Source organism: Mastigocoleus testarum BC008, from assembly GCF_001456025.1.
Taxonomy (GTDB): Bacteria; Cyanobacteriota; Cyanobacteriia; order Cyanobacteriales; family Nostocaceae; genus Mastigocoleus; species Mastigocoleus testarum.
Genome location: NZ_LMTZ01000047.1, coordinates 1 through 20414 on the forward strand (window position 1 = coordinate 1; position 20414 = coordinate 20414).

Here is a 20414-nt window from a genome sequence, read left to right on the forward strand (position 1 = left end):
GAGGCGATTTTATAGTTTCATTTAATGTGGTCTCAAAACGCGGATGATTTCGGGTCGGAGTAATTATGATTTCAGGTCGCTACAATTATTTCTCAAACAATTGCGATGGATAGTAATCGACGAAAGTCACACCTACGTCGGTGCTTTTGGCGCACACTTTGCCAACTTAATGCGGAGGTTGCGATTAGCAGTTGATACGGTGGGTGGTAATTCCCAGAAGCTGCAATTCATCTGTTCTAGTGCCACAATTGGTAATCCTCAAGAAATGGCACTGCGCTTCAGTGGTAGAACCCATCACCCAGAAAGATTGCACCTAATTTCCCGCAGTGGTGCCCCAAGTGCCGGAAGAACCCTATTATCCCTTGCCCCCAATAGTGCTGCCAATGTGGAAGCCTGCAAGATAGTCATTTCTTGGTTGCAACATAACTTAAGCGGAATTGTATTTTGCAACTCCCGTGCCGCTGTTAAGGGTTTATTGGGCTTAATTCAACGGGAAAGCCAACGCCAAGGATTAAGCTATCTTGCCTCCAAAGTAGCCATATTCTACAGTTCTTTGACTAGCGACCGTCGCAGGGAAATCATCCAAAAACTGCAGACTGGAAAAATTAAAGTAATTATCGCCACTTCTAGTTTGGAAGCAGGTATTGATTTACCTGAATTAGATTGTTGTTTAATCCGTGGTTTTCCCGGTAGTTTAATGTCTTTCTGGCAACGGGTAGGGCGTGCCGGACGCAAAAAACACGGGTTGGTGATATATCTACCTCTGGGACAAAACCCCATTGATGTCTTTTATGCCCAGCATCCAGAACAGTTGTTATCGTCAGAAATGGAATGTGCTGCATTTAATCCCGATTACCCGACAATTCTTGGTAAACATCTGGAATGTGGTTGCATTGAAAGTAGCCTTGATTTGGGAGAATTAAACAGCCGTTTTGGTAAAGTGGCTGGTAGAATAGCCGATTCCTTACTACAACAAAACAAACTTGCTTTAACTAATAAAGGCAAGTTGTGGGGAAGGGGATATCCACACAAAAATGTCAACATCAGAAGTAGCAGCCAAACTTCAATTTCTTTGATTGACAAGCATTGTGGGGAAATTTTAGAAAAAATGTCCCTCCCCCTGGCACACCGGGAAGTATTCCCCCAAGCGATCTATTTTCTCCAAGATGAAACAGGAGAAATTATTGCTTACCGCAGCGAAAGTTTGGATGAACTACGAGGAGAAGCCAAACTAGCTTTTTTAGCTAAAAATACGGATTTATATACCGAAGCTGAATCAGAACTTGATATTAAACCCCTTGCTAAACTGGCACCACCGCAGATTATTCCTACTCATATTAAAGATGGTAGATTTTGCTTAACCCTGGTTTGGGGAGAAATTACTAATTCTGTTACCGGCTACAGGTTAATGAAACGTACTTATGGGAGAACTTGTAAAAATCAGGGCTGTAGCAATTATAAGAAACCACTCCAAGGTAAAACCTGTTCCAAATGCAAAAGTCCTATATATTCGGCAGAAGTGACAAGTCTTCAGTCAGAAGTAGAATTTGAGGAGCCATACATTACTAAATACCAAGCACCTTGCGTTTTAGTTGAAGTAAATCAAGAGCTACAAACAGCAATTGCTACGGAAGTTAGTTCCTACAAAAAAGAAATTTTGCAACGTTATGGTGAATATAAGGACATTCCAGAGCAATTCAAAGCTTTGTGGACTAGCAGTCCTGAATTAACCGCACTCCACAGCATACAACACCAAATAGTAAAAGCCGTACCATTGGTGGTTTTATCTTCCAGTTTAGATGTTGATGGAATAGTCATGGAAAAAGAAGGGAAAACAACTGGTTATTTTTACGATACTAGTGAAGGTGGTAATGGTGCAGCAGAAGCGATATTCCATCAATTACCTCGTTTTGCTGCCAAAGCTTATGCATTAGCAATTGAATGTGATTGTCAAGGAGGTTGTCCCCGATGTTTACACTCACCTGGCTGTCCTCAGAATAACTTGGGATTGCACAAGGATATTGGCTTGTTTTTATTGGATGCTATCAGTCAAAATAATTCCTGATGCTGCCCTAATCTCCAATCTCTTTTTCCATGATACGCAAATCGAAGTTTTTACTATTACTACTAACTTCCTTGACTTTAACAATAATTATTAGTTCGCAAAAATATATACAAGCCCAAGAACCAAGTCAAAAGTCACAACTCCAAAATCAGACTTCTGAAGTTGATTCCTCTGGAACTGAAATTGTTGCTGCCGTCAATCAAATTCCTGGAAATATCACCGTAACCCCTGATGGTAGAATTATTATCAGTCTTCATCAGTTCTACCAAACTCCAAGTCGGGTTGTAGAGGTGAGTAAAGATGGAAAACTTACTCCCTTCCCTAATCTTAAATGGTCCCAAGGTAGAAATGAAAAAGGAGTTGGCTTGGATGCAGTTTTAGGTATTCAATCTGACTCCAATAGTATTGTTTGGATGCTAGACAACGGTATGAGGGGTAAAGTTACACCACAATTAGTTGGTTGGAACACCCGCACTAACAAGTTAGAACAAGTTATATCTTTACCATTTCCTGTTACTACTGCAAATTCATTTCTCAACGATTTTAGTAAAGATGGATATTTATACAGCGTCATCAATCAGTTACATCGTACCCCTCCACTAAACGCTGGCAAAAATGATACTAAGCCTCCATTTCTCATAATTCGGATAAAGCCTTTAGCTGATGGGATTGTTGGCCGTTAATAAAAGAGTTTATTGGTTATACCGCACTCGGTGATAAAAATAATTGGCACACCTTTGATATCGTTGCGAGAAAAGCTTAATTTTTCAGAGTTTTTTGATATTAGTAACAAACTGGTGAAGTTAATTGAGTGGAGAATTTAGATATGACTCCTGAATACACTTTATTATTTTTCTTACCAGGATAATGCAGGCTAATTGGGGTAGATGATAATTTTATGTTTAAATTACTAAGAGTTATAAATACCCGTTCAACATGTCACTAATCGAATATCTAGAACGTGATAATTGGCGTGAAGTTCTACGTAGAAGTTTTGAGGGAGCAATTACCCTACTGCAAACGGATCGATTTCGACTGACTTCTAGTGCAATAGATGATATTAGAAGTTGGTTGACCTCCGGTGGTCTGAGTCGCGTTCAACTTCGGTTAGACCAACAGATGGATGCAGCACGTTTAGCTGTGGAGCGACAAAGGGAGATTCGTGATTTTTTAGAGCAGTTGGTACTAGAAAACCAACGCCCTTTATTGCAACTAATAGCTGACGGTATTATTCCCTTCAAGCGAGCTGATTTTCTAGTGACAATAGGTATTTCAGGAGCAGAATTTGATGCAATGTGGGAACAGATTTCAACAGGGAATAACTTGTTTGAAAATTGGATGTTGGCAAATGGCTATTCTCAAGATCAAATAAGTCAAATCTATCAAATTATTGATCGCTGGCTCGTGAACATTGAATCAAATCTTCATACAGACTCCAACAACCACAATTAGAACTAATAGCTCAAGAATATTAAAACAAAATATTTTTATTTAAACCAATCTCAATTGACTTCTTCTAAAGAATAGACGTCCAGGCATTACTGATGCCACAACTGTTGGTGAATCCCAGTTTTGTTGAAAGACTAAAATCAGAAATCCAGCTATCCTGGGAAACTTTATCTTCAATTTGGCGAGATTGATATTTTTTCTCAAAGAATATTTATTAGCAAGATTCAAACCAATTCTTGATTATTGATGCCAATTTATTAACCAAAAATAATTCAGAAGATGGAGATTGGTAGTCTGGGCATGGTAAGTTACCATATTCAAAAAATTGGTCAGTTTTTTCAATTACCAGGTTTTGGAATACCAAAACAAGAGACCCGTCCAAAATATTAATATAGGTACAAAAAAATGGTAGAAAGGAAAATTAGTACTCTACCATTTTGATTAAAAATGTCTATTGTCTTCAAGTATATTCAAAAATATCCTCAAAGAACAAAACAACTTTTAGGCATCAGTTACGAACAATATCAAGCACTACTTAAAGCAGCATTAAACAAGCATATTAAAATCCAAAAAGAAAAAGAGAGTCAAAAAATAAGAATTAATTCTCCTGGCGGAGGACGTAAAGAATTATTATCATCTGTAGAACAAATATGTTTATGTTTATTTTATCTCAGACAAATACCAACATTTGAGATATTAGGAATGCTGTTTGGTGTATCCAAAAGTGAGGCGCACATTACTTTTCATTACTGGATAAAAATATTACGAGAAATATTACCCTCTAGTTTGTTAGAACAAGTTGAAGATAAAGAAGGTGATTTAATCATTGTACAAGAAATTTTGATAAATTTTAAACTACTAGTAGATAGCCTAGAACAGCCGATTGAAAGACCATTTGATAACGAAAAACAAAAAAAGTTTTACTCTGGAAAGAAAAAGCAACACACTTTAAAAAGTCAGTTAGTAAGCTTACCTAATGGTCAAGATATAGTTGATGTAGAAGTAGGATTTCCTGGTCCAACAGCAGACATTAATTTATTTAGAGAACAACAGAATAAATTTGATGAGCAACAAGGATTTGAGGGTGATAAAGGATATCAAGGTGGTAAAAATATTACTACTCCTCATAAGAAAAAAAGAAAACAGCAATTAAATGAACAACAAAAAATAGAAAATAGGATTCTATCAAGCAAGCGTATATACATAGAACATTTAATAAGAATCGTAAGAGTTTTTAAAATAGCCTCACAAAGATTTAGGTTAAATTCGAATGTTTATAAGGAAATAATTTTAACAGTTTGTGGCTTAGTTAGACTACGAATTGGTACTTTGGTTTTAACCAGTTAATTAAGGTTAATAAAAACTAGCGATCGCATATAATTATGTAACTGTATTTTTCTGCTCTAAACTATCAGTAACTGTATCAAACCTTAATTTTTACGTTGAAAGAGAATCTGCAAGGATTGGTCTCAAAGCCTTGTAAATACTGCCTTGTAAATTTTAGGACGGGTCTCTTGGTTTCTTGATTGCAAGCTCCTGTGATTACAAATTTTTGATTACAAATTCTCATCAAAAAAGTTGCAGTACAAAATTTTTCTACAAAAATATGTAGAGACGCACCGTAGTACGTCTCTCACTCCAAAAATAAATCGTCAACTCCAGAAAAATTCCTTGTTTAAGCTACTTGATGTAGTTACCTTTTAAGATTCAAGACTCGCTGTCGAATTATTTGGGGTTAATAACAGATATAAACAAGGAATTACTAGCAAAGCAATTAGGGTAGAAGCAACTAAACCAAAACCGATCGCACTAGCTAAGGGGAACCAAATGGGATCGCCTAATCCTAGAGGGATTACGCCAACAATAGTAGTAATACTGGTAGTTAAAATTGGTCTTAATCTATCTGCTGCACCTCTAGCTGCTGCATCCTTCACCAACATACCTTTTTCCCTATGGGAGTTCATGGTTTCGATCATCACGATCGCATCATTAACCACAATTCCAGTCAAAGCAATCATACCGATAACCGCAGGGAAGGAAATTGGAATTTGTAAAAGGAAAAAGCCTGAAAAAGTACCAATGAGGGCAAAAGGAATTGCCAACATGATAATAAATGGCTGGGTAAAAGAACTAAATTGAATTACTAGTACAGCAAAGATCAGAAATAGAGCTACAATTGCCATCTGTCCTGCTGATGTAAAGGTTTCTCCCTGAGTTTCTAGTTCTCCAGCAAATTTATAGTCATAACCTTGAACCCATTTACGTTTCATTTCCTGTAGTTTGGGTTCTAAATCGGCAACAATTTCTCCCACTGTGCGGTCGTTATTTTTGGCTAATACAGTAACAGTGCGCTGTCCGTCTTTATGGGTGATGGATAAAGGTGCGTTACCAAATTCTATTTCTAACACCTGAGTTCCGGCAATGGTTGTTCCATTGGATGTAAGGATAGGGATACTCAGTAATTCATCGCGACGAGTTGGACCACCAACTGCTCCCTCACGGGAAGACCACATAGTACTAAGACGTATTTCTAAATCTTCTTCTCCACCACCGATGGGAAAATCACCAATATCATTATCGGTCATCAGGTAACGTCCTTGTGAAGCTAAATCATCATCAGATAACCCATAAAAGTTTATGGCTTCTCGACGGGGGCGTAGTTTAATATCTGGTCGTAATACTCCTAAGTCATCTCGGACATCAATCGCCCCAGGTATTTGTCTGAGAGCTAATTGTACCTCTCCGGAGATACGACGTAGTTCGTCCATATCCGTACCCGTTAATTCTATTTCGATTGGGTCACCCCCCTCTCCTGTGGATTGACCGCTAACTACTAAAGAAGCTCCTGGGTACTTACGCAGGGTGGTATTCAATTCCTTTCTTAGTTCATTTACATATTCAAAGGAAGGTTTTGCTCTGTTTTCTTCGGGAGTGAAAACCGCTGAAAAACCTACCAAATAATTACCATTATTGGGTTTGATCCCGCTTTCCTGAACTAAACTACTACGCTGACCAACTAATTTAATTACGCTTTCTAAATAGCTTTTATTTTTTAATAGTTCGCCAACTTCATTAGCTACCTGTTGAGAACTATCTAGAGTTGTTCTTGGGGGTAATTCAATGTTAATGCTTAGTTTACGTCCATCACTTTCTGGGAAAAGAGTACCGGGAATAGTACCTACTAAAATCGTTGAAGTAATAAATAAAGCTAACGCACCGGAAGCAAAAATCCTAGCAGTAGTTTTATTACGAATTGTGGTTGCTAAACTCCATTTACGAAATTTTTCAGAAGCTGTTTCAGTTAAACGATCGACTTTACTTTTTTGACCTTTAGCTTGTATCTTCCCCAATAAATAACGAGACAGGGGAATGTCTACTAATAAAGCAATGATATAACTGAGTACCAAGCAAACAATTGCACTTATGGGAATTAAGCGGATAAATTTACCCATGGTTCCGCTAACAGCCATTAAGGGGGCTAACGCCAAAATGGTAGTTAATTGTCCAGAAAAAGCAGGAACTGCATAGGTTTTGACTGTTTTTAAAGCAGCTTTGTTAAAACTCAAACCCTCAACAAAGATACCATCGTGCATCCCTTCCATCATTAGGATAAATACATCCACAAGCAGCCCTAATGCCAAAATCATCCCGACTTGCACCATTTTGTTAAGGGTGAAACCGAGAAGAAATAAGACAGCTAAAGCTCCCAAAAAAGTCAGGGGGATAGATAAACCTGCGATAATTGCTTCTCGCCATGTTAAGGCAAACAAGAGGACGATAAAAACCCCTAAAACACCTTGCCAAGCATTATTAAATACACTTAATAGATCATCATTAATTTCATCGGCATCGGTGTTAATCACCCGATATTCCATTCCATGTGGCCATATACCCGGATTTTGTTTGACGGACTCGATCGCTGCTAAAGAATTATTAATGACCTGAATAGTGTCAGAACCAGGGACTTTAACTACATCGATGTTAACAAATGTTTGGAAATCTCCTTGTTGGGAACTCAAGAAAGCTCGATTTTTTTCTCTTTCTAAATCTCGCCTGACTTGTGCAACTTCTCGTAGACTTACTACTCGTCCTTCTCGCCCTTGTCCTCCTTGGGTATTATTCCCCAAACGGGCTACTGGTAAATTTCTTAAATCCTCTAGACTGCGAAATCTGCCATAATAACGTAACTGGGAACCAATTTCATCACTTTCAATTTGATCCCAAGGTAAATCTCGGTTTCCCTTTTGAATTGCATCTCTGACTTGAGTTGCCGATATTCCCATTGCAACCATTCGGGAAGGAATAAGCTGGACGTGAATTACTTCTTCACGATTACCACTTAAATCTACTTTGCGGACATTGGGAACAGTTTCTAAAATATCTTCTATTTCTTCAGCAGCTTTACTTAGTACTGGGAGGTCAATATCTCCATATAAGCCAAGTGTGAGAACGGGAACATCTTGAGTAGATATTTGTTCTACTTTAGGTTCGTCGGCTTCACTGGCAATTTCTGGTTTTGCTTCATCTACCTCAGCCCTAACCAAAGCAATTGATTCAGCTATGGGTGCTTCGGCGACAAATTCAATCTGAATGATAGAAGAACCATTAAAGGAAGCGCTACTTAAATCTTTTAAACCCTTGAGCGATTTTAATTCTTTCTCAATTTTGTCTGTAACTTGATTCTCAATTGTTTCCGGATCGGCTCCACCCCAAGTTGTTTCAATATTTGCGATCGCAATGTTAATATCGGGGTCGCCTTCTTTTACCATCGAAGTTGCACCCATTAAACCGCCTACTATCAGTAGTACCGATAGGAGAATGGCAAATACTGTCTGAAGAAAAAAGAATTTAGTAACAGGTGATGTTTTAACTTGTTTGGGGTTATTATATCCGTCCCTTGGTGGATGTTTTCCTGGAGGATCTAGTATCTGACTCATAGCGAATATTGGCGTTAAGGAAATAACAGGAACTTATAATTTAAATAAGCAATTAGAGTAAGTCTATAATTCAAATTTTTTATTTTTACTTATAATTTCGATTTGAAGCTTAAATTTCTAATTTGAATTAGTAACTTGAATTCTTAGTTTGGGATGAGCTTAAAATTTCCAAACAAGTTTTACGCCTTATGTGAATTAGAAGCTGAAATGACGTAAATTCGTGATAATAATCACAAATTCGATTTATAAGCCGGTTATTGAAACCCTTGATATTACAAGGCTGAATTTAGTTCACATTAGTCGTGTTTTATAAGCTTGTAGATTTTAGAGAATAAATTTGGAGAATAAATCTCAGGGAATGATTTCTACAGGTGCGCCATTTACCAAGCGGTTTTTCCCATCCGTAACTAATTTCTCTCCTGGTTTTACTCCTTGAAGAATTTCTTGTTTTGCCAATCCTTCAATTCCTGCTTTAATCTCTCTTTGTTCGACAATTCCTTTTTCTTCATTAACTACAAAACCATAAGATTTGCGATCGCGGAAAACAAAAGCATTAAAAGGTGCAACAGTTGCACGACTTTTCTCGTCAGTTGCAATCCAAGCAGAAACTTGTTCTCCATCTTGGATATTAGATATACCTTCATTTATGCGGATGGTGACACGAACCGAACGCTCTCCAGGAGATACTGAAGGACTGACAGAAAAAACTTTCCCTTGGGCGCTAGCTAACTTCATTAAGTCTTCCCCTGTAATCCTTCCTGAATTTGCTTTGGAGCGTTCGCGATCAAGAATGATAAAAGCTCGCTGTCCTCGTTTTACTTTTGCTCCCTGAAAAGCTGGTAACTCAACATTGACCTCAAAACGATTGGGATCGATGACAATAATTGGTAATCTTTCGATAATACTTTGGTATTCAGCCCCTGCATTAACCCTTTGTGGTGTCCAATAATCTCCTTCACGGATATTGAGACGGGAAATTATTCCATTAAAGGGAGCGACAATCTCAGTGTCTTCGCTTTGTACATTGCTTTGGGTAAGTTTAGCATTAGCCGATTTCACTCCTGCTTCGGCAGTATCGACGCGGGTTTTAGCTGCTGCTAGCTGAGCTTGAGCAGAACGTACCCCAGCTTCTGCTGTAATTTCTCCGGCTTGAGCATTTTTATAGTTTGTTTCTTTAAGATCCAATTCTCGCTTTTCTACTGCCCCTTCTGCGAAAAGTTCTTGATATCTTTTCAAATCTGCTTGGGCAAAATTCTTATCTGTAATCGCCTTTTGCAATTCAGCTTTGGCTTGTGCTAAAGATTCTTCAGCTTGTCTTAAACTCGCAACTGCATCGCGCACCTGATTTTTAGCTTCAATATGTCCCGCAGCTGCTACAGTTATATCTGCATCATGTTTTCGGCGATCTACTCGAGCTAATAGTTGCCCTTTTTTGACTCTATCGCCTTCCCGCAAGTCTCGTCCTTTAACTTTTTTAATATAATCAATAGTCCCTTCTGCCTGGAAGGTAAGATGTTTTTTAGTCACGGCATTAACAGTTGCATCACCATAAACCCAAGCTTGTATGGATCCAACTGTTACAGGTACAGTTCTTACTGTAAGTCTTCCTTGGTTGAGATTATTTTTGATTTCCTCTGAAGGTTTCTGAGAACTAGGAACAGAGCGCCAAAGTATTATTCCACCCGCAAATAGAAAAATAGCACCTGATAACAACAACCACTTTGATTGACTGGTAATATTTTTTTTAAATTGTGAAACATTGACTTTGCCGACAGATTGTGAAGCATCGACATTGTCAACCGATTCAGATGCTTTTTCAATGCTTTTATGTTGTTCTATAGTCATTGCAACACAATATTGACTAAGGTATAAATATTCTAAAATTAGCAGTTATATCTGTGAAAAAATAGAAATCAAAATTATTCTTTAAGATCGATTAGCCAAAATTAGTGTTCAATTGTTAGTTACTATTTTAAGACTTAGAGAGCACAACTAACTTAAATCGATTATTTGCATAAATAAAAGCTGCTGTATTTTCAGCATCTATCTTTATATATATTTTACTCAATTTGTTGAATTGCAATTCTTTAATATATTCGCCCTAATTCAGAAAACTATCTTGCATGCCCGGGCGAGCTAAAATTTCTCTATAATAACTTACTAAAGTCTTTCAGAGTAAGAGTTAGGTCTCTAAAAACAACTACCGGTTTTTGTTTTCCTTCAATTTAATAATTTAAAACATACTTGCTTTACAAAAAATTACAATCTCAGATAGATTTATTTATTTATTAATTCGCTTGTAAATAAATAAGTTTGGCACAAGCACATAAAATTTATTCGATATTGATTCGATACTAAAACGGCTTAAAATAATATTATTAGTTTGAAACAAATGTTCCAAATCTTAAGCCTTTTTTTATTTTAGTTATTGACTCAAAGTAGTAAAATATACTATTACTTTGTTAAGTATAGAATTTGCTTAATGCCCAAAAAGTCAGTCCTAAAATGATGTTAAACCCTCACAACCAAAAAAATAAATTTTTAAGCTGAGACCTACAATTGTTTATCTACGATTGGTTATAAATTTTGTCTTTAAATTTGCGGATGTACCAATAGGAAATTCTAAATTTTTAGTGTTTGAAATTTTTAGTGCTTGAAATTTTTAATTTCAGACTTCTACTCAGGCTTCTACCATTCCAGCTTTTATTACAGATCTAACTTTATTGCCGATCCAACCTAGGCAAGATATCTTTGAGCAATAAAAATTATGGAAACTGCTGTGGATCGATTTTGGTATTTGGTATCTGGCGCACTCTCCCTAAACCCTGAAGCGTTTAGGTTAATTAATATTTTACCTGATGCATCAAAAGTAGCGCTGATGCTTGTATTAATAGCAGGGTTATCACAAGCAATTGGTCAGTGTGTAGTCCTCTTTCTTAATCGAGTCAAACCATTTCGCTTTTTTTTAAGTCTTTTGGTTGCAGCAATCATATTTGCTTTTTCTTTTGAATTTTGGGCTTTCAGTACTTGGTTGACTAGTACTATCGTTTTTAAAAGTAACGTTGGTTTTGGTAGCGTAGCTCGGGTATTAAGTTTGAGTTATGCACCGCAGATTTTTGATTTTTTGGGAGGACTACCCTACTTAGGTATACCCATTTTCGTACTGTTATCGGTGTGGAGTTTGCTGGGGATGGTAACAGGCTTAAATGTTTTAACTGGGTTGGGTGTTTGGGGTTCTTTTATTTGTGCAGGGTTGGGATGGTTGCTGTTTCAGATTTTGCAGCGTACTATCGGTCGTCCGGTTACAGCTTGTGGTCGATGGCTGTCAAATAAGGTCGCTGGAACGGAATTAGACAGAAATGGAAGGAGCTTCGATGTTCCAGTGGAGGACAGTAGGAAATCTTCTTCTCGTTCCAAATCAACAAAAAAACGGGTACAGGAGGCAGTTCAAAAATCTCAGGTCGAAAAATCTCAGGTCAAAAAATCTCAGAGCAAACGTTTTATCAACTTCAGAGTCATCGCATTTGCTGTTTGTATTGTCCTGATTTTAATATCGCTGATAACACAAAACTGGGTAGCTGTTTGGTTTGGTGCAGTTACCCAAGGAATCAAACTTTTGCTTCAATTGGTGTTTATTAGTGCGATCGCTCTACTTGTTTCCATACTTCTGACTCCTCTAGAATCTTTGGGTTGGTGGGCTGGATGGTACGGTAATGAAGCTATAAGGCTGGGTACTTCAGTTAAACCTATTTCTCCTCAAACTCAAATTGCTCGCTATGTAATTTACTTGGATGGGATTAATCAAGGTTCCTACCAGTATTTACCAGGTGTAAAAATTTTCCTTGACCAATTGGCTACTGCTCTCCCTCCAAATGTTCTAGTAGTCAAAGGAATTATGCCCTACTCGGCGAGAAATAAAACTCTAAAGGAAGGGGCTTTAGGATTTTTGTGGCGTGTCATTGATTCCATTGCTCTAAAAAATCCCAGCAATCCAATTGCTTTTATTATTAATATTCGTAATATTGTTGCCGTTGCTGTTTCTGCAGATTCGCGCTACGGACAGGTTCAAAATCAAGGATTAGCAAGAGTCTTATGGCAAAGTTTACTAAACAATGGTTATGAAATTGGTAGTGGTACGCCTATCACCCTAATCGGATTTAGTGGTGGTGGACAAATGTCCATGGGAGCAGCATCATTTCTCAAAAGGCTGACAGGTGCACCAATAGAAGTTATTTCCTTAGCTGGGGTAATTAGTGGTAATACAGGAGCAATGGAAATCGAGCACCTTTACCATTTGGTAGGGGAACAGGATCGCGTGGAGAAAGTTGGTCCTATTATGTTTCCTGGGCGCTGGTTAGTTTTCTTTTTGTCCAACTGGAATCGTGCTAAACGTCGCGGTAAGTTTAGCTTTATTTCTTTAGGTCCAGTAGGTCACAACGGTATTGATGGTCCTTTTTCCCAAGAAGAATTTTTGTCCGATGGTCAGACTAACCTACGTCAGACATTGGATATGGTAACTGGAATTTTACTTAAGGATTGGACTTTAACAGGGTTTAATCCAAGAAAACTAAAACCTAGTAATTACGAACTTTATCAGCAAGGTATTTTTAGCGATTATAATTATTACCCTGTAAATCAATCAGTTGACTCAGAACTTTATCAACCTATTGGAACTTGGCTCGGACGTTTGATATTACCAACTCAAGAACAACGTCAAGTTACAAAAGGCGTATTTTTTGAAGTTCACCATGCTGATGCAAATTACCAACATCTTTTAGGTCAGACTGTTATTTTACGTTGGAGTAAACAGCCAGAAGTTCAAGCTTATGTGCAAAGGGTCACCCAGAATGTTCATTTTATAGAACAAGTTACGGCGAGTAAAAAGCAAGGAAATATCCACCCTGATAGAATCAATCATTGGCATCATGTAGATCCTTTAGAATCTTTGGCTGGTGCAAGACCAAAAGATGATGTAATTGTCAAATTACCAGAACCTGTGGTGGTTGATAATGAGAATGAACGTTGTGTAATTAAAATTGATCGCGATCCAATTCTAATTTCTGGTCGTTTTTATGGTTTGGTAAGTATTATTCAACATTTGGGTAACGATCTATTTAAGGTGCGTCACTATAACCGTACTTCAAGGAATTTTGATGGTGCCGAAGAAATAGTTTACATTCCTTCTGTAATTGCTGATCGTGATGGTGTTTTCCCTTCTAGCAACTTTCAAATTGAAAACTCTGTTATTAATGAAAAAGGTTGGTATATCTATGGGGCGAAAAATGGTGATGGTACTTTTGTTGTTCAAGCCATAGCTCCCTATCATTTACTTTCACTTTCCTTAGATCGAGTCATTTTTGGCGAAAAGGCAACCTTAGATTATATTAATCACGAGTATTGGCGGGATGTTGCTGATGATAAAGGTCAAATCTCAACGGTTCTTCTTTATCCCACCGTGTCTTCCACTCCAGATTTTCTCGAGCAAAGGCTTGACTTAGAAATTGCAGCAATAAATGAATGGAAAGAAGGCGACCGTGCTCTGGTAATGCATGTTTTTGGTGGTATTGGTGGCAAAAATCCCGAATTTACACCATTAGGAATTTACTTCGGTCATTTTGCTTATGGGATTGCAAAGGTCATTCGGGAACCCTTAAGCCAAGAATTGTACTTTGATATCGAATATCGGCAGATTTACACCCACAACAATACTGCTATTATTGCTGGTAATAATTCTTGGATTCGCTACATGGGCGATCGGCAATGGGGATTTTTAGGCTATCGCCCAATTTCAGATATATTGGTAAAATTTAGCCCTTTAACAGAAGATTATGACTTCGATGGGTTAAAATTTTCACCTTTAGATTGTATTATCCACGAGTTGGATACAATGGCTGCACGTTACCGTATTGGAGATGGTACCGGAACAACTTTTGTTGGTCCATTAAACTCTTGCGTCCAAGATTCCCAAGAAGCGCTTTATCATTCTCTCAAACGAACTATTGCTGAGCTTGAATCAAATCCCAGTTATGTTAAATGGCTACGAAGGTATCCCGAAGATCCACAAACAAAGCGTTTTCTCCAATTAATAAATTTAGTTCAATCTTTATCTTCCGAGTTGACCCCTTTAGGAATAGTACGACCTGATTGGCAAGATGATCGACCAACGTTGGGTAGCTTTCCCATTGAGAATCCAACAGAAACGATATTAAAGACTTTAGCTAGTTGGCGATCGCTCCTACCTCGTTTAGCAAACGATCGCGTAGCAATGATTTTTCTCCGCTTGGGTGCTTCTCTATGGGTTCAACGCACGAATCAAGTCGGTGGTTTAAATCCGGATATAGAACCATTGGCTCCTACTGACTTTGGGAATGAGATTCCTGGAATTAAAACACCTTTTTCAAATTAAATATGTTTTTCAAGTTAAAACACTTTTTTCAAAAAATTGAGAATAGCACTATTAACTTTCTTGGGTTGGACTAGTGTTAAGTCATGACCAGCACGTTCTATTATCTGAATTTTTATCAAAACTACCGAATACCCCATCCCTCTATAGGGTGGGGAGCGTCAAAGGGAAGAGTCTTTGTTTGCAGCAGACTCGCTACACAAATTACTTATTCTCAATTGCTTATCTTCAGGTTTCCAGTGTTGCTCCTGACAGATAAGAGCGCCCAAATGAGTAATAGAGAGAAAAATAGCTACAATTGCCAAGATATAACTATGCAGAGCATACATATGTTGCAAAGTAATACTACCAATGCCGTTTCCTCCTAACAAAATATCTTGGAGAGAAGAACCAATTGCAGGGATAGATCCAACAATCTTGAGTTCGACCTTAAAACGCCAAAAACTCATTTGTTCCCAATCAAGTAAAATCGCTGTCCAACTCAGACTAATGGCGGCGATCGCTAAACCAATTCCACTAACCCAAGCTGTTAACCAAGGTGCTAAAAACTGACGTCCCAAAAACATCACGACAATTTGAACCAACGCGAAGACAATCAAACCATTACCAGCAATATTATGCAAACTTAATATGAGTGTGCCATTGGTAACTTCATTCGCGATCGTTGTTAGAGATTCATAAGCTCCAAGTGCTGTAGGTTGGTAATAAAATGCTAAAAGAATACCGGTAAAACCAGCGATACCGCACAGAGTAAGTTCTACAATTGCCAAAATTGTTGCTGTTCGTTGAAGGATATATTGAAATTGCTCGAATCTAAAGGACCGATTTGCAATCATATTTCCCTCAGGTAATGCTTTGACCTGTGAAGAATCTCCACGATGGAAAAAACCTTGAATTTTTTTGACTACTTGGTGAAGGACGATCGCACTTGCAACATAGAATGCAAAATAAAATAAACGCCAGCGGAAAATCACAGTTGCTTTCCAAGTCGGATGACGCTCCATGTCGGGTAGCATTGGGATGTCGCCACCCCGCAGCCCCCTAAGAACCGTACTTGACTATTGCTACTCATACGGCTCAAGCCTTCTGCAATACATTTGATTTACCCATATGTATATGTTGATGACACGCCTTATGGAGGTGTATTAGGTTTTCTTCCCTATCCGTTCCTCCTTGTGCCACTTTGGTTATGTGGTGGGTATGTAGTTGTTCTCCATTAAACAAGTGCTCTTCACATACTGGGCAATGCCACCCTTGGTTTTGGGCTACTCGGTAAAGTTTAGTTCCTTTTCCCCAATAGGTTTTACCTTGGGTGGTTTGGCGTTGCTTCCAGTATGCAATTAGTTTGGGGTCGTCCGGTGAGGCATTACCCTTTACTTTTACCCATCTTTCAATGGGAATAGTTGGTAGTCTCACAATAGAAGTGATTTTTATTCGACCTCTTCTATCGTTGGTTTCGGTTGCAAAGGTGTAGTCATAACCGTTTATGGATTTGAAGTATTTTTCTTTAATCCATTTCTTAGGTTTTCTAGGATGTCTCCTTTTTGACCATTGCCATAGTGCCTTCCAAAGGTGGTGGTCGATGTAGGAAAACACTTGTTTGCTGACCCCGTGCTTGTAGTAGTTTGCCCATCCCCTGATTATCGGATTAAGATAATTGATTACGGCTACCGGTTTATGGCAGGGATGTTTTTTAAGCCATTGCCTGATTTTCAAGAGAAGTCCTTTAACTTTTTCTTTTTCAGGTTTTATCAGGCATCTCCCGTGGAACTGTCGGATATTAAACCCCAAGTAGTTAATTCCTTGTTCGATATGAACGATATTGGTTTTTTTCCTGATTTAGTTCCAGTCCTTTTTCGGCTAGCCATTGTTCGAGAATGGGTTTAATTGCTTCAATATCTTCCCTCGATTGCGCTGTAACCAAAAAGTCGTCAGCGTATCGGCAGAAGCCATATTTGTTGCTTTTTTTGCGGCATTTTCTAATTCTGCCTGTCTTTTTCTCAAGGTATTTGTATACTTTGATTTTTTCGTATTGGGATAGTAGTTTTTCCATCCCATCTAAAGCAATATTGGCTAAAAGTGGGCTGATAACGGAACCCTGTGGAGTTCCACTATTAGTTGGGTTAAATATTTCCGCTTCTACGTATCCTGCTTTAAGCCACTGTTTAATTAGCTCTCTACCTGGTACTTGTCCAATGGTATTGAGTAAGTATTGGTGACAAATGTTATCAAATGCACCCTTGATATCAGCATCCAAGATCCATGTATCTGTGCCTTTCTTTAATCTCATGTGGCATTGTTCTATGGCATCATGACAGCTTCTCCCATGGCGAAAACCATAGCTGTTGTTCTCAAAACGAGCTTCCCAGCAGGGTTCCAATGCATTCTTAACAATTGCTTGTGCGATTCGGTTTTTGATGGTAGATATGCCTAGTGGTCGTTTCTTTCCATTAGCTTTGGGAATGTATATCCTTCTGCTTGGTTGAGCCTTCCACGGACTATGTGTCAGCATTTCCTTGACTAGCTTTACTCTTTGTATGGGAGTTGTTGCTTTTTGTCCGTCAATGCCCGCCGTGTTTTTACCCTGGTTTTCTTGGGTAACACGTCGCACTGATAGCAGCAGGTTGGAGTAACTACGCAGCATTAGTTTCATTAGGCTTCTAGCCTTATTCCACTGGTTCTCTTGTATTGCCCGGTAAATTCTTCGTCTCAGGTTTGTGATTTTCTTCTTAACTGATTTCCAATCTATTTGTAACCAGTTTTGAAGAAGTTCCTTCGCTCCGATGTCAAATTTGACTCTATCTTTCACGTTGGTTGTTGTCCTTTACGAAAAAATTATCGTTGAAGACCTCCTGGAAGTTTGCTACCTTTCGGTATGGAGCAAATTTTGAACTCCTATCCTGGGCATTACCCCAGGCATTCGCTTTTTCCAGATTCCTTTACCCTCTGAATAATTCCGTCTTCCTTGCGGTTGACCTACTTAAGTGTTCGACCTTATTCCTTAAGAACTCATAGGGCTTACCCTGTTTCCTGTGCTTGATTTGCAGCCGAGATGGATTCCTTCTATACTCCGACGGGGGTTTTGTCTTATCAATGAAGAACGTTCTGAAATTCCTCATTCTACCCGCTTACCTTTTGGTTGAGGTGTATCAGCCTTATTTCACCTCTCACGCCTCACGAAGCTTACGAAGATTCACGGTAGTTAATCCATTTTCAGCTTTCCTCTTGCAATTCCTACCGACTTAGGCTGCCAGAAGGATTTGCTTTCGTGCCTTGCATCCCGTTATTTTCATTACTTACTCATAACGTAGGCGAGGTACGTGACCCTTTTACTTGAGGACAGAGAGATAAGATTCTCTGAGGATAATAGAATCCCAATCATTAAAGATGTTTTCACATCAGCACACGACTTTCAGGTCGCACCAGAACTGACCGTGAAGAAACAATACCTCTTAACCAATCTTGATAATTTTCCCACTCTTGGGAAAAATTGCTGAGTAACTCCCCGATTTTTCCAGCTAACTCTAAATCCTTAGAATTCATTTCACACTCCTTCAGGTTCAGACATCCAATAAGCTACGTTTTCCAGTAACTGCTGTTTAGTCTCAAGAGCTTTCATTCCATTACTGGTAATTCGGTAATATTTACGTCTTGCTCCTGTGTGCTGTTCGGGTGCTTCTTTACCCCATTCTGATTTGACAAAGCCTTTTTGCTCTAACTTTTTGAGGTTGGGATAGAGGGAATTAAATCTTATTTGCTTCCCACCGCTTTTTTCTATTGCTTCCATAATTTCTAATCCATAGCGCTTTCTGAAACGAAGTGCTGACAGAATCACTTCCTGATTGGGAGTAAGGCTTAGATCTAGATCGCTCATATGAATTTTTCGTTAATGTTATCGGTAATATATACTTATTCAAATATATCAATATATCTAAATAATGGATATATTATTTTCAAATCGCTTACCTGGGAATACGGTTGGTTATCCACAATACGTGTGTAACTAATATCAATTCAATAAATCATCGCAACAGATTATCCCGTAGAGACGTGACATGTCGCGTCTCTACAGTGTTATTTGTTTAAAAAAAGAACTATATTGGCTCTCCTGGTGCAATTTCTCTGCTAATTCTTGCAATTACAGTGTCGGAGTAGAAAGCCCACTCCTTCCAGGGGTGGGATGAATACGTGCACCTTACCCTACGGGGTGGCTTCGCCGGATGAGGTGCAGTCAAGGTCTTTTCTAATCAATTGTTCTATATATTCAGAAGCACTTAAACCACTTCTAATTGCTTTTTCTTTTGCTCCTAACCAAGAGCTTTCGGTTAAATACACGCCTCTCATCTTCTTAAGTTCTTCATGAAGTATTGGTTGATTCTTTATCCTTTTCTTTCCTTTCCTTGTTGTCATATTTAGAACCATTAGCTATACTGAGTATAGTTTAGTGAAGGGACAAAGGAAAAACAAGTGTTAGTTCTGGAGTACAAGGTAGTTGCTAAGAAAATTCAATATCAAGCGATTAAGGATGCTATTAGGACTACCCAATTCATCCGGAACAAAGCTATTAGATATTGGATGGATGCACCTAGGGAAGAAAAAGTTAATAAAGTAGTTCTGAGTGCGTACTCTAAAGTGCTACGTGACGAGTTCAAATTTGTCAAAGATTTAAATTCATCAGCTTGTCAAGCCGCAACAGAGCGAGCATGGTCAGCAATTGACAGATTCTATGGCAACTGTAAGAAGAAAATTTCTGGTAAAAAGGGTTTTCCCAGATTTCAAAAAGACAACCGTTCTGTTGAGTACAAGGTATCTGGGTGGAAATTAGATCCGACCAAAAGACGAATAACCTTTACTGATAAAAAAGGTATTGGTGAACTTAAACTTTTGGGGAAATGGGATATTCATACCTACGACGTAAAGCTAATCAAACGAGTACGTTTGGTACATCGTGCCGATGGCTACTACTGTCAGTTTTGCGTCAAGGTAGACAATTCTCAGCAACTAGAACCAACTGAAAATCAAATAGGCTTAGATGTTGGCTTGGAGTACTTCTACTCCGATAGCAACGGGAATCATGTTGAGAATCCAAGGTTCTTGAGAAAAACTGAGAAAAATATTAAACGTTCTCAACGTCGAATCTACAAGCATAAAAAAGGTTCTAATCGACGCCGTAAATCCAGAAAAGTATATGCTCGCAAGCATTTAAGAGTAAGTAGGCAGCGTACCGAGTTTGCCAAGAGACTGGCGCTCACGCTAATGCGATCTAACGATTTAGTCGCCTATGAAGATTTAAATGTTAAGAACATGGTAAAGAACCACTGTCTAGCTAAATCCATCAACGATGCAGCGTGGTATCAGTTTAGGGAGTGGCTTGAATACTTTTGTGAGAAATACGGTCGTCAATATATCGCTGTCGCACCACACTACACATCTCAAAAATGTTCCAGTTGTGGAGCGAAAGTTAAAAAATCTCTTAGGGCACTCGCAAAAATAACTTCCTAATAAAAATAATTTCCCGTACACTCTTCATATGAAGAGTAAACTGATTCTAGAAACAAAT

14 protein-coding genes are annotated in these 20414 nt (G+C 38.4%); 6 read left to right on the forward strand and 8 right to left on the reverse strand.

Annotated features, from left to right (window positions below; genetic code table 11):
- Positions 1-43 precede the first annotated feature (43 nt).
- The 4 genes from BC008_RS09140 (at position 44) to BC008_RS09155 (ending at position 4861) form a co-directional block, all read left to right on the forward strand.
- On the forward strand, positions 44-2065 hold the full coding sequence (locus BC008_RS09140; protein WP_082650520.1) for a DEAD/DEAH box helicase: 2022 nt from the start codon (positions 44-46) through the stop codon (positions 2063-2065).
- Between the two features lie 29 nt (positions 2066-2094).
- Positions 2095-2748, forward strand: a complete 654-nt coding sequence (locus tag BC008_RS09145; protein WP_027846657.1) for a hypothetical protein — start codon at positions 2095-2097, stop codon at positions 2746-2748.
- A gap of 253 nt (positions 2749-3001) precedes the next feature.
- On the forward strand, positions 3002-3517 hold the full coding sequence (locus BC008_RS09150; protein ID WP_058183455.1) for a hypothetical protein: 516 nt from the start codon (positions 3002-3004) through the stop codon (positions 3515-3517).
- Positions 3518-3961: 444 nt separating this feature from the next.
- On the forward strand, positions 3962-4861 hold the full coding sequence (locus tag BC008_RS09155; protein WP_058183456.1) for a transposase family protein: 900 nt from the start codon (positions 3962-3964) through the stop codon (positions 4859-4861).
- Positions 4862-5214: 353 nt separating this feature from the next.
- Here the strand turns inward: BC008_RS09155 and BC008_RS09160 are convergent, their stop codons facing one another.
- Entirely contained in the window at positions 5215-8451 is a 3237-nt protein-coding gene (locus tag BC008_RS09160) for an efflux RND transporter permease subunit (RefSeq protein WP_027844541.1), read from the reverse strand.
- Between the two features lie 351 nt (positions 8452-8802).
- Positions 8803-10296, reverse strand: a complete 1494-nt coding sequence (locus BC008_RS09165) for an efflux RND transporter periplasmic adaptor subunit (protein ID WP_027844542.1) — start codon at positions 10294-10296, stop codon at positions 8803-8805.
- A gap of 922 nt (positions 10297-11218) precedes the next feature.
- On the opposite strand from BC008_RS09165, the gene BC008_RS09170 reads away from it, so the two are divergent.
- Positions 11219-14857 (forward strand): hypothetical protein, encoded by a 3639-nt coding sequence (locus tag BC008_RS09170; RefSeq protein WP_027844543.1) that lies wholly within the window; start codon positions 11219-11221, stop codon positions 14855-14857.
- A gap of 158 nt (positions 14858-15015) precedes the next feature.
- On the opposite strand, the gene BC008_RS09175 is transcribed toward BC008_RS09170, so the two are convergent.
- The 6 genes from BC008_RS09175 to BC008_RS09190 all read right to left on the reverse strand — a co-directional run bounded on the left by BC008_RS09175 (position 15016) and on the right by BC008_RS09190 (position 19198).
- Positions 15016-15870, reverse strand: a complete 855-nt coding sequence (locus BC008_RS09175; RefSeq protein ID WP_082650521.1) for a cytochrome b N-terminal domain-containing protein — start codon at positions 15868-15870, stop codon at positions 15016-15018.
- A gap of 61 nt (positions 15871-15931) precedes the next feature.
- The gene (locus BC008_RS51215; RefSeq protein WP_235595831.1) at positions 15932-16570 is read right to left on the reverse strand and encodes a group II intron maturase-specific domain-containing protein; all 639 of its coding nucleotides are present in this window, start codon (positions 16568-16570) and stop codon (positions 15932-15934) included.
- Positions 16571-16649: 79 nt separating this feature from the next.
- Complete coding sequence (locus BC008_RS51220; protein ID WP_235595832.1) at positions 16650-17663, reverse strand: reverse transcriptase domain-containing protein; 1014 nt, start codon at positions 17661-17663, stop codon at positions 16650-16652.
- A 584-nt stretch (positions 17664-18247) separates the two neighbouring features.
- The gene (locus tag BC008_RS49345; RefSeq protein ID WP_161938094.1) at positions 18248-18397 is read right to left on the reverse strand and encodes a hypothetical protein; all 150 of its coding nucleotides are present in this window, start codon (positions 18395-18397) and stop codon (positions 18248-18250) included.
- A gap of 1 nt (position 18398) precedes the next feature.
- Positions 18399-18728 carry a PadR family transcriptional regulator gene (locus BC008_RS09185; protein ID WP_027844545.1) on the reverse strand — a complete coding sequence of 110 codons (330 nt, stop codon included), beginning with the start codon at positions 18726-18728 and terminating at the stop codon, positions 18399-18401.
- A gap of 326 nt (positions 18729-19054) precedes the next feature.
- The gene (locus BC008_RS09190) at positions 19055-19198 is read right to left on the reverse strand and encodes a hypothetical protein (protein ID WP_235595833.1); all 144 of its coding nucleotides are present in this window, start codon (positions 19196-19198) and stop codon (positions 19055-19057) included.
- Positions 19199-19321: 123 nt separating this feature from the next.
- On the opposite strand from BC008_RS09190, the gene BC008_RS09195 reads away from it, so the two are divergent.
- Positions 19322-20356, forward strand: a complete 1035-nt coding sequence (locus BC008_RS09195) for an RNA-guided endonuclease InsQ/TnpB family protein (RefSeq protein WP_235595834.1) — start codon at positions 19322-19324, stop codon at positions 20354-20356.
- Positions 20357-20414: the final 58 nt, after the last annotated feature.

Bases quoted from the DNA above. Each gene is read 5' to 3' on its own strand.
- BC008_RS09175 (WP_082650521.1), bottom strand. From the start codon at position 15,870: ATGCTACCCGACATGGAGCGTCATCCGACTTGGAAAGCAACTGTGATT.
- BC008_RS09155 (WP_058183456.1), top strand. From the start codon at position 3,962: ATGTCTATTGTCTTCAAGTATATTCAAAAATATCCTCAAAGAACAAAA.
- BC008_RS49345 (WP_161938094.1), bottom strand. From the start codon at position 18,397: ATGAATTCTAAGGATTTAGAGTTAGCTGGAAAAATCGGGGAGTTACTC.
- BC008_RS09150 (WP_058183455.1), top strand. From the start codon at position 3,002: ATGTCACTAATCGAATATCTAGAACGTGATAATTGGCGTGAAGTTCTA.
- BC008_RS09160 (WP_027844541.1), bottom strand. From the start codon at position 8,451: ATGAGTCAGATACTAGATCCTCCAGGAAAACATCCACCAAGGGACGGA.
- BC008_RS09185 (WP_027844545.1), bottom strand. From the start codon at position 18,728: ATGAGCGATCTAGATCTAAGCCTTACTCCCAATCAGGAAGTGATTCTG.
- BC008_RS09170 (WP_027844543.1), top strand. From the start codon at position 11,219: ATGGAAACTGCTGTGGATCGATTTTGGTATTTGGTATCTGGCGCACTC.
- BC008_RS09165 (WP_027844542.1), bottom strand. From the start codon at position 10,296: ATGACTATAGAACAACATAAAAGCATTGAAAAAGCATCTGAATCGGTT.
- BC008_RS09190 (WP_235595833.1), bottom strand. From the start codon at position 19,198: ATGAGAGGCGTGTATTTAACCGAAAGCTCTTGGTTAGGAGCAAAAGAA.
- BC008_RS09145 (WP_027846657.1), top strand. From the start codon at position 2,095: ATGATACGCAAATCGAAGTTTTTACTATTACTACTAACTTCCTTGACT.
- BC008_RS09140 (WP_082650520.1), top strand. From the start codon at position 44: ATGATTTCGGGTCGGAGTAATTATGATTTCAGGTCGCTACAATTATTT.